The 10,128-nt window shown below is 66.2% G+C and carries 11 protein-coding genes; 6 read left to right on the forward strand and 5 right to left on the reverse strand.

The features are described from left to right. The 5 genes from DI573_RS11645 to dnaA all read right to left on the reverse strand — a co-directional run. On the reverse strand, nucleotides 1-652 hold a 652-nt coding region (locus DI573_RS11645), incomplete at its 3' end, for an ATP-binding protein (protein ID WP_292814341.1). Nucleotides 653-774: 122 nt separating this feature from the next. After that, nucleotides 775-1,314 carry a DciA family protein gene (locus DI573_RS11650; protein ID WP_292814344.1) on the reverse strand — a complete coding sequence of 180 codons (540 nt, stop codon included), beginning with the start codon at nucleotides 1,312-1,314 and terminating at the stop codon, nucleotides 775-777. Beyond that, nucleotides 1,301-2,482 carry a DNA replication/repair protein RecF gene (gene recF, locus DI573_RS11655; RefSeq protein WP_292814347.1) on the reverse strand — a complete coding sequence of 394 codons (1,182 nt, stop codon included), beginning with the start codon at nucleotides 2,480-2,482 and terminating at the stop codon, nucleotides 1,301-1,303. The genes DI573_RS11650 and recF overlap by 14 nt, the downstream gene beginning before the upstream one ends. Before the next feature lie 43 nt (nucleotides 2,483-2,525). After that, nucleotides 2,526-3,674 (reverse strand): DNA polymerase III subunit beta, encoded by a 1,149-nt coding sequence (gene dnaN, locus DI573_RS11660; protein WP_292814350.1) that lies wholly within the window; start codon nucleotides 3,672-3,674, stop codon nucleotides 2,526-2,528. Nucleotides 3,675-4,135: 461 nt separating this feature from the next. After that, the gene (dnaA, locus tag DI573_RS11665) at nucleotides 4,136-5,593 is read right to left on the reverse strand and encodes a chromosomal replication initiator protein DnaA (RefSeq protein WP_292814353.1); all 1,458 of its coding nucleotides are present in this window, start codon (nucleotides 5,591-5,593) and stop codon (nucleotides 4,136-4,138) included. Nucleotides 5,594-5,937: 344 nt separating this feature from the next. Here dnaA and rpmH point away from each other — a divergent pair, with 344 nt between their 5' ends. The 6 genes from rpmH to rsmG are packed head-to-tail and all read left to right on the forward strand — an operon-like array spanning nucleotide 5,938 to nucleotide 9,090. After that, entirely contained in the window at nucleotides 5,938-6,075 is a 138-nt protein-coding gene (rpmH, locus tag DI573_RS11670) for a 50S ribosomal protein L34 (RefSeq protein WP_045257399.1), read from the forward strand. Between the two features lie 13 nt (nucleotides 6,076-6,088). After that, nucleotides 6,089-6,421 carry a ribonuclease P protein component gene (gene rnpA, locus DI573_RS11675; protein WP_292814361.1) on the forward strand — a complete coding sequence of 111 codons (333 nt, stop codon included), beginning with the start codon at nucleotides 6,089-6,091 and terminating at the stop codon, nucleotides 6,419-6,421. Between the two features lie 20 nt (nucleotides 6,422-6,441). After that, a complete protein-coding gene (gene yidD / locus DI573_RS11680; protein WP_292814372.1) occupies nucleotides 6,442-6,777 on the forward strand; it encodes a membrane protein insertion efficiency factor YidD in 336 nt (111 codons plus the stop codon). Between the two features lie 3 nt (nucleotides 6,778-6,780). Continuing rightward, nucleotides 6,781-7,896, forward strand: coding sequence for a membrane protein insertase YidC (yidC, locus tag DI573_RS11685; RefSeq protein ID WP_292814364.1), 1,116 nt, complete (start codon nucleotides 6,781-6,783; stop codon nucleotides 7,894-7,896). Nucleotides 7,897-7,916: 20 nt separating this feature from the next. Further along, entirely contained in the window at nucleotides 7,917-8,438 is a 522-nt protein-coding gene (locus tag DI573_RS11690; protein WP_292814366.1) for a R3H domain-containing nucleic acid-binding protein, read from the forward strand. Nucleotides 8,439-8,457: 19 nt separating this feature from the next. Then, nucleotides 8,458-9,090, forward strand: a complete 633-nt coding sequence (gene rsmG, locus DI573_RS11695) for a 16S rRNA (guanine(527)-N(7))-methyltransferase RsmG (protein ID WP_292814369.1) — start codon at nucleotides 8,458-8,460, stop codon at nucleotides 9,088-9,090. Nucleotides 9,091-10,128 lie beyond the last annotated feature (1,038 nt).

The raw sequence follows: 10,128 nt of genomic DNA on the forward strand, positions 1-10,128 counted from the left end.
CCTTATTGAGGAACGCCATCTGCTGGAAGCGCGTTCGCAGCGTGTCGTAGTCGAAGTCGACGGACTCGAAGATCAGGGGATCGGGCCAGAAGGTGATCGTCGTTCCGGTCTCGGCGCTCTCCTCGCCGCGCTCGAGGGGCGCCTGGGGAACACCGCCGTTGCGGTAGGACTGACGCCACACGTATCCCTGGCGCCGAACCTCGACCTCGAGTCGTGTCGACAGGGCGTTCACGACGGACGAGCCGACACCGTGCAGACCGCCCGAGACCGCATATCCGCCGCCGCCGAATTTGCCGCCCGCGTGGAGCACGGTCAGAACGACCTCGACGGTGGACTTGCCCTCTGTGCGGTGCATGTCCACGGGGATGCCGCGTCCGTTGTCGACGACGCGGACGGCACCGTCTTCGAGGATCGCGACGTCGATCGTGTCGCAGTAGCCGGCGAGCGCCTCATCGACGGAGTTGTCGACGATCTCGTACACGAGGTGGTGCAGTCCTCGGGGACCCGTCGAACCGATGTACATGCCCGGGCGCTTGCGGACCGCCTCCAGACCCTCGAGGACCTGGATGGCGTCGGCCCCGTACTCGACGGGCGTCTTCTCGGGCGTGAGGTTCGGATCGGCCGGGGCGCTGTCGAGCGAGTCGGAAGTCATAGAGGTGCGGCGCTCCAGATCGAGGGATGAGGCCCTCTCAGTCTAGTCGAGGCGGCCCGCCCGAAACGGCATATCCGGCCCTCTGCGGCTCGGAAATCGGGCCGGACACCCCAAATGCTCCCTCAACCGTAGGTATCGCGTGGGCCACGCCCTGGAATCGTCCTGGGACCCCATTTCCACGAGGGGACGTCGGGCCCGATGAAGCGCACTCCGGTGATGCCCGCATCGGGATGGTGGCGCACGATGCGAGTGACGATCTCGGCGCGCAGCAGCGAGAGCTGTTTGGCCCACGCCGTCGAGTCGCACTGGACCGTGAGCACACCGCCCTCCAGCGCCACCGGATGGGCGTGCGCAGCGGTCTGTTCGCCCGCGACCTCGCTCCATCGCCGGAGGACGTCCTCCTGCGCGAGGTGCGAGTCCCAACCCGCCTCGCGCGTCACCTCGGCGACGATGTCGCCGAGTCCGCGCGGGTCCCGACCGGGGGCGAAGGGCACATTCTCGCCGTCTTCGTCGCGGATGCGGCGCCGACGTCGTCCGCGCGGCGCTGCGATGCCGCGCAGTCTCAGATACGTCGCCAAGGTGAGCGAGTCAGCAGCGTCGTCGGCCGCCGGCCGCGGCGCCTGGGGCGACGATGGATCCTCGATCTCGTCAGGCATGGACATCGGCGGAGGGTGCGGACGAGCGCTCGTCGTGGATGATACGCCCTGCCTCGATGCGCACGGTCCGGCTGCGGAGCGAATCGGGAACGTCGCCTTCGACGGCTGCTGTGACGATGACCTGCTCGTAGCCGCTGGTGAGATGGGACAGACGATCCCGTCGCTCGGTGTCGAGCTCGGCGAAGACGTCGTCGAGGATCAGGACGGGGTCTCCGGCGCGGGATTCGGCCCGCAGCAGCTCGGCCGATGCGAGCCGAAGCGCCAGGGCGACCGACCAGGACTCACCGTGCGACGCATAGCCCTTGACGGGAAGCCCGCGGATCTGGAGCAGGAGGTCGTCGCGATGCGGACCGACGAGGTTCATGCCGCGCTCGAGCTCAGCGGTGCGCCGTGCCGCGAGAGCCCGGCGGAAGAGCTCAGCGGTCGCGCCCTCGATGGACTCACCGGTGCCATCGATGCCGTCCTCCGGGTCGGCGCCTCGGATGGAGAGGTTCCACAGCGCCGACGGCTGATGATCGTCTCCGGCGATGGCCGCGTACGCCTCGGCCAGGGGTCGGGCGAGCTCTGAAGCGAGGGATTCGCGGGCATCGATGAGCGCGGACCCGAGGGTGACGAGCTTGTCATCCCAGACATCGAGTGTGGAGAGCGCCTCTCCGCGGATGCCGCGGGCGCGGGCCGATTTGAGCAGAGCGCCGCGCTGCTTGAGCACCCTCTCGTAATCGGCGATCACCGCGGCCATACGTGGTGAACGCTGCACCAGGAGCTGGTCGGCGAAGCGGCGTCGGGACGACGGGTCACCGCGGACGATACCCAGATCTTCGGGGGCGAAGATCACCACCTGTGCGTATCGCGGCAGCTCGGAGGGCCGCACGTCGGCGCCGTTGACGCGCGCACGGTTGGCTCCTTGACGGTTGAGCTGAGCCTCGAGCTGGATTCTGCGCTCGCCGTAGGCGACGCGCACCCGCAGGATGGCGGCATCCGCTCCGGCACGCACGAGGGGCTGATCACCCGAGACTCGATGCGAACCGAGTGTGGCGACGTAGGCGATGGCCTCTGCCAGGTTGGTCTTGCCCTGACCGTTTCGTCCCACGAACAGATTGGGGCCCGGCGCGAGCGCGACATCGGCGACCGCATAGTTGCGGAAGTCGATGAGGCTGACATGCTCGACGATCACGGAACAACCCTACGTCGAGGGGCGGACACCCCGAACGGTCGGATCAGCGCAGCAGCAGGTTGGGCTGGAGCAGGTACTTGAAGCTGTCGCCGCCGGCCTTCTCGACCGAGGTCTGGCTCGTGATCAGGACCGGGCTGAGCTTGTTGGCGTTGTCGGAGGACGTGAACGTGATGCGCACGAACTCACTGCGTACCGCCGTCAGTGCTTCGAGAAGGTACTGCGGGTTGAGGCCGAGGACGACGTCTTCGCCCTGCAGGTGCGCGTCGACGGACTCCGATGCCCGCGCCTGGTCTCCGCCCGAGGCGTCCATGGTCACGCCGTCGCCGTTGAAGGTGAACCGCAGGGGGGCCGACCGATCGAGCACGATCTGCATGCGTCGGACGGCTTCGGCGAGTTCGGCCGTGTTGACCACGGCGTGGTGGTCGTTCTGCTCCGGGAACAGGCGCCGCACCGGCGGGAAGTTGCCCTTGATCAGCAGCGACGTGACCGTGCGGTCACCCGCGGAGAACGCGATGATCTCGCGGTCACCCGATCCGGAGAACGCGATGCGGATGTTGCCGCCGTGACCGAAGGTCTTGCCCACTTCCTGCAGCGTGCGCGCGGGGACGAGTGCGGTCGCCTCATCGGCACGGGCGTCGCCGGCGTCCCAGGCGATCTCCCGGAGGGCGACCCGGTAGCGGTCGGTGGCGACGAGGCTCAGTGTCGTGCCCGAGACCTCCAGCTGGACACCCGTGAGGACGGGGGTGACATCGTCGCGCGATGCGGCGAAGGCGACCTGGGCGATGGCCGTCGCGAAATCGTCAGCGGGCACGAGCCCGGGTTCACCCGTGACCTCGGGGATCGCGGGATATTCCTGCACAGGCATCGAAGGCAGAGTGAATCGTGCCGAGCCGCAGGTGAGCACGATTCCGCCGTCGTCGTCGACCACGATCTGGATGGGAGCGTTCGGCAGCCGGTTGGCGATCTCCGACAGCAGACGCCCGTGCACAAGGATCGTGCCGGGACTGTCGACCGTCGCCTCGATGGTGGTTCGGGCGGACGCTTCGTAGTCGAACGCCGAGAGGGAGAGTCCGTCGGATCCTGCCTCGATGAGCACGCCGGCCAGGATCGGCTGGGGGTTGCGCTGCGGCAGCAGCTTCACGACGAACGAGACCGCGTCGCTGAAGACATCGCGGTTGACGTGGAACTTCACGGGCGCTCCCTTGTCGTCCTGGGGGTGGGCTTACCCATGCTAGTGCCGTGGTCGAGCGCTCGTGTGAGCGGGGCCGCCGGTACCGACGTTCGCCCCGGAGGTGATGGGACGGGGTTTCTCATCAAGATTCTCGTTAATGGTGTTAACAGCTGTGGATTCTGTGGATAACTCGGTGGATCGCTGTCGAGAGCGGGGAACTACATGCGTGTGAGTTGTGTACGAGCTGCGGAAACAGGGCCTGACGGATGACGGCGGCGTGCGGCATCCACTCGACGGTTTCCACAGAACGACGTCGCGGGTGCACAGAGTTGTGAGCCTCGAGACGGCTTATCCACAAGTTATCCACACTGTGAAAATCGAAATGATGGCGTGTTGCGCGGGACGCTGTCAAGCGCCGTGTGGGGAATTCATCCCGCGTCGAGTGGATGTATCGGGGCGAACGGAACGACGAGGAGTGGTCGTCAGCGGGATTGGCGACCGATCATCGTGGTGATCTCGGTGACCTGGTTGTAGAGGGAGCGGCGCTCCTTCATGAGGTCGCTGATCTTCTTGTACGCGTACATGACCGTCGTGTGATCGCGGTTGCCGAAGAGCTGACCGATCTTCGGCAGGGAGAGACTCGTGCGCTCCCTGCAGAGGTACATCGCGATCTGACGTGCGGTCGCGACGGCCTGCGACCGGCTGGAGCCGTACAGGTCGTCGACGGTGAGCTTGAAGTACTGCGCGGTGGCGGTGATGATGTCGGTCGGCGAGACGACGTTCGCGTCGTCCTGATCGACGATGTCGCGCAGGACGGTCTGGGCCAGCTGCACATCGAGCGCCGAGCGGTTGAGGTTGGCGAAGGCTGAGACGCGGATGAGCGCACCCTCGAGCTCGCGGATGTTGCTCGAGACCTTGGTGGCGATGTATTCGAGCACATCATCGGGTACGTGCAGGCGTTCGCTCTGCGCCTTCTTGCGCAGGATCGCCTCGCGAGTCTCGAGATCGGGAGCCTGGACGTCGGTGATGAGGCCCCACTCGAAGCGGCTGCGCATGCGGTCCTCGAACCCGGTGAGGTGCTTGGGCGGGACGTCGCTCGTGATGACGACCTGCTTGTCGTGGTCGTGCAGCGTGTTGAACGTGTGGAAGAAGGCCTCCTGGGTCTCGGCGCGGCCCTGGAGGAACTGGATGTCGTCGATCATCAGGATGTCGACTTCTCGATAGCGCGCCTGAAATGCCGAGCCCCGGTTGTTCGCGATCGAGTTGATGAAATCGTTCGTGAATTCCTCGCTCGAGACATAGCGCACGCGGATGCCGGCATAGAGGCTCAGCGCGTAGTCGCCGATCGCATGCAGCAGGTGCGTCTTGCCGAGCCCCGAGTCTCCGTAGATGAACAGGGGGTTGTACGCCTTGGCGGGTGCCTCGGCGACGGCGACGGCCGCGGCGTGGGCGAAGCGGTTCGACTGGCCGATCACGAAGTTGTCGAAGGTGTACTTGGGATTCAGGCGCGTATCGCTGCGCGATGCGACGGGGGCAGGCTCGGGGGCGGGCTCGACGTATGCCCGCAGAGCCGGGCCTGACGCGGCATCGACGGCGGCCGGCCCGGCGGATGCGGGCGATGGCTCGCTCGACCTCTCCGGTTCGGAGCGGCCGCTCGGCGCGTCGGCGAGCTCGGGGTTGACCACGACGCGGAAGGTGACCGCGGCGGAGGGATGGTCGATGCGTGCGAGGGCCTCCATGATGGACGCCCTCATCCGTTTGTTGAACTGCGCCGCGGTGAGGTCGTTCGGGACATCGAGATACAGCGTCCCGCCCATGACCCCCTGAGGCACCGCGAGATTGAGGAACCCGTTCAGCTGAGGCGTGATGCGATCATCCGTGGCCAGGACTTCGAGCACGGCCGACCAGATCGAGACGTCTGGAACATCGTGCTGAGACATGGCCCCCCCGGGTGTGGATCGCCTTGTGGGCGAAATGTGGATTGTTGTGGACGGCTCCCCGGGCGGCCGCGCGAATGCCGTCGCCGAACCTGTGGATAACTGCCGCGGATCACGCTAGCCACGCGCGCTCGCGGAGCAAAATCCACTGTAGGACGCGCCGGCGTGTCATTGCCAGGATCGGAACTCGGACCTCGGGATAATGTCGCGTTCCGCCTCCCGGTTTGTGGGCTCGGGGATGAGGGCGTACCCTTAGGAAGTTGACTTATGCCCTCGCGGCATCCATCTCCCGCCCTGAACGTCTCCGGTCGCCCACGTCCCGGTGACTCGTCTCCCGGAGTGACACTATGAGCAAGCGCACCTTCCAGCCCAACAACCGCCGCCGCGCCAAGAAGCACGGCTTCCGCGCCCGCATGCGCACGCGTGCCGGCCGCGCGATCCTTTCCGCTCGCCGCGGCAAGGGTCGCGTCGAGCTCTCGGCGTAACACCAGAACCGCGGTGCTGGCCCGGGCTCATCGCCTCACCCGCGGCGACGACTACAGACACGTCGTCCGCAGGGGCACTCGTTGTGCCGGAGCCCATACGGTCACCCACGTCGCCGTCCGATCGGGCGAAGACGTGCGTTTCGGTTTCATCGTCGCGAAGAGCGTCGGCAATGCCGTCGTGCGCAACACGGTGCGTCGCCGTCTCAAGGCCGCGTGCGCGCGGCTCGTCGATGACGTTCCCCCGGGTCGTGACATCGTCATCCGTGCCCTGCCGGGAGCGGCGGGCGCGGACTTCTCGACGCTGAACGTCGAGGTCACCCGCTGTGTGAGGAGGAGCCGAGTATGAGCGCTCCGCTGCCCACAGCCATGACGGGGCACGGGTATCTGGATGCCGGACACGCCTGGCGTGCAGCCTGCCTGGTGCCCCGCAACACCGCGATCGCCGCACTCATCGTCTACCGAGCGACGGTGTCGCCCCTCTACGGCGATGTCTGCAAGTACTACCCGACCTGCTCGGCTTATGCGGTGGGAGCGGTGCAGCAGTACGGAGTGCTCCGCGGCAGCCTGATGGCGGCATCCCGCCTCGCGCGGTGCCATCCGTGGGCGCAGGGCGGCATCGATGACGTGCCCGTGCGCGAGAACGTCGGAAACGACCTGACCCCCCGGGGCTTCGTCGTGCCCTCTTCCCTGAGAAAGGACTGATCCGTGCCGGATCTGATCGGAATCATCCTCTGGCCGCTGAAGTGGGCGGTCGAGCTCGTGCTCGTCGCCTGGCACTGGCTGTTCACCGCGATGGGGCTGCCTGCAGCCGAGGGCATCACCTGGGTTCTCTCGATCGTGGGTCTCGTGATCGTCGTGCGCGCGGCGTTGATCCCGCTCTTCGTGCGGCAGATCAAGAGCCAGCGAAAGATGATGGAAATCGCTCCTGAGCTGCGAAAAGTTCAGGAGAAGTACAAGGGGAAGCGCGACCAGCTCTCGCGGGAGGCGATGAGTCGCGAGACGATGGCCCTGTACAAGAAGCACGGCACGACACCCGTGTCGAGCTGCCTGCCTCTGCTCGTGCAGATGCCGATCTTCTTCGCGCTGTTCTCGGTGCTCAACGACGTGCAGCGCATCGGCGACGACCCGACGTTCAGCGGTGTGGGTCTGCTCGACAACGAGCTCACGCAGGAGTTCTACGACGCCCGGCTGTTCGGAGTCGCGTCGCTGCACGAGACACTGATCAACGCGTTCGAGACCGGCAACACCGTCGCGATCATCATCCTGATCGTCCTCGTCGCCCTCATGATCGTGTCGCAGTTCTTCACCCAGCTGCAGATCATCTCGAAGAATCTGTCGCCCGAGGCCAAGACCGGCCAGGCGTACCAGATGCAGAAGATCATGCTCTACATCCTGCCGCTGGCCTTCATCTTCTCGGGTGTGTTCTTCCCGCTGGGTGTTGTCATCTACTGGTTCACCTCCAACATCTGGACGATGGTGCAGCAGTTCGTGGTCATCCGCGAGATGCCCACACCCGGGTCCGATGCGGCGAAGGCCCGAGAGGAACGACTCGCGCGCAAGGGCAAGGCGATCGATTCCTCGGGCAAGGTCGTGCCGATGGAGAAGTACCGTGCCGAGCAGGAGCGCCTGCTCGCCGAGGCCGAGAAGGCGAAGGCGGCGGCGCCCAAGCGCCAGCAGCCCATGAGCAAGCAGCGGGCGAAGAAGCAGTCACAGCACACGCGCCCGACGTCGGCGAGCGGAGCGTCGGCGGATCCGGATGCCGGATCCACTCCCCCGGCTGACAGTCCGCCGTCCGCCGGACCCGCCAAGCCCCGCGCCTGACCCCCGAGAGGATCCACGCCATGACGACCACATCAGACGTGTTCGATGAGACCGTCCCCCCGGGTGAGGAGACGTCCGTCGCCCTCCTCGAGGAAGAAGGCGACGTCGCCGCCGACTACATCGAGGAACTGCTCGACATCGCCGACCTCGACGGTGACATCGAGTTGGACGTGCGCGCCGGACGCGCGTATGTCTCTGTCGAGGCATCCGAGGGTCGAGCCGACGCGCTGAAGCCTCTGGCGGATCCCGAGACCGTTCGTGCGCTTCAGGAGCTCACCCGGCTCGCCGTGCAGAACAAGACGGGTCGTTTCTCGCGGCTGATCCTCGATGTGGGAGGCTCACGCGACACCCGTCAGAGTGAACTCGAGGCTCTTGTCGCCCGCGCGATCGAGAAGATCGACGAGGGAGCGAGCCAGGCATCTCTGCCGCCGATGTCGAGCTACGAACGCAAGCTCGTCCACGACATCGTCGCCGAGCGGGGATTCGTGTCGGAGTCGTATGGCGAGGGCGCGAAACGTCACACCGTGATTCGTCGCGGCTGACGTTTCACGTGGAACATCTGTGACCGACTACGAGCCGGAGCCGGCCGAAGCCGCGGTCCTCTTCGCTGACCGCGTCGACGCTGCCCGGAACTTCACGCGCGCGCTCGCCGATGAGGGTGAACAGCGAGGACTCATCGGACCCCTCGAGCTCCCGCGTCTGTGGACCCGCCACATCCTGAACAGCGCCGTCATCGCGCCGTTGTTCGGCGCCGGGAACACGGTCGGTGATGTCGGCTCGGGTGCCGGACTGCCCGGCATTGTGCTGGCTATCGCGCGCCCTGACGTCGACTGGGTTCTGATCGAGCCCATGGAGAGGCGCGTGATGTGGCTGAATGAGCAGGTCGACCGTCTCGCGCTCTCCAACGTCACCGTCGTGCGTGCTCGGGCCGAGGACCATCACCCCGAGCCGCTTTTCGATCAAGTCACCGCTCGCGCCGTGTCGGCGCTGCGCACACTGATCCCACTCACGGCCCCCCTCCTTCGTCCGGGTGGTGAGATGGTGCTGCTGAAAGGCGCTACCGCCCCGGCGGAGATCGAGACCGCGGCGAAGCAGATTAGACGTTTCGGATTGCGCGATGTCCGTGTGGAGGTTGTGGGCGAAGGTGTCATCACCGAACCCACTCGTGTGGTGCGGGCGTTCGTCGGGCGCTGATCACTTCGTTCGCGAACCCGGTTCGTGCGCGCAGAGCCGGGGCGCCGGTGGGCGTTTCACGTGAAACACCGCGCGCGTCGTCCCGTGCATGCTCGGCTGGCGCAACGCGAGACGGAGTGCGTGAATGCCGGACATGGACCTCTGCCGGTCGATCTCCCTCTACTGGGCAGAGCTTGCCGGGTTGTGCGGCGAGAAGTCTCCCGAGCTGTGGCGGGCCGAGGTTGTCCAGGCAGTGGCGGGCGGACTCGGCGGGGTGAGCCCAGATCGAGCAGACGTCATGGGCGTGGGCCGCGCAACAGAGGCGCGCGATGTGCGGGGCCCGGCTGCCGGCGGGGTGAGGCATCGGCGCAGGGCCGCTCTGCCGAGGAGAGGGAGTCTGCCGAGCGGAGGTTGTGAGCGCCGAAGACAGACCTTTGCTCGGCAATCCCCCTCTGCTGAGCAGGGGGTGCGTGGATCGGTCCGGTAGATAGTGGCGGAGGCGTGTCCTCGTGAGCCGAGACGGATCTCACGTGGAGAGGGATCACACCGGAGTCCGAGTACGAGATTGGAGCCGGCCCGGCGCGGCGAAGCCGGATGAACGGCGCGCTGAGCGCCGACACGAGGGAGCTGGTGAACGGTGTTCCCGACGTCGTGTGTGTGAGCGCCGACGACGATCCCCCAGTCGGGGGAACATACGGAAAATGTCCGCGGTACGCGGAACTTTTGACGCAAAGTGTCAGGCGTGCGCGATCCAGACGAATCTTGGTCAGCGATGCAACCGTTTCACGTGAAACTCGACAGGCATGTGGGTCCAGGTGACGCTCTCGTGGGCAGTGTGGTGAGTTTCACGTGAAACGACCGACGCTCGGCTGGTCGTGCATGACGCTGTCGTTTCACGTGAAACAGGACAACGGGGACCAGCGCCTTGGTCCAGGCGCAAGTTGTCGGGGGTAGCAGAAACGTGCCCGTCATCTCCTCGCTGTGATACAGGGGAGATGGTCCCACGCGCGGGCCTGACCTATGGGCACCGGGCGGTCCCTTTACGCGCCGTTTCACGTG

Source organism: Microbacterium sp. (genome assembly GCF_003248605.1).
Classification (GTDB): domain Bacteria; phylum Actinomycetota; class Actinomycetes; order Actinomycetales; family Microbacteriaceae; genus Microbacterium.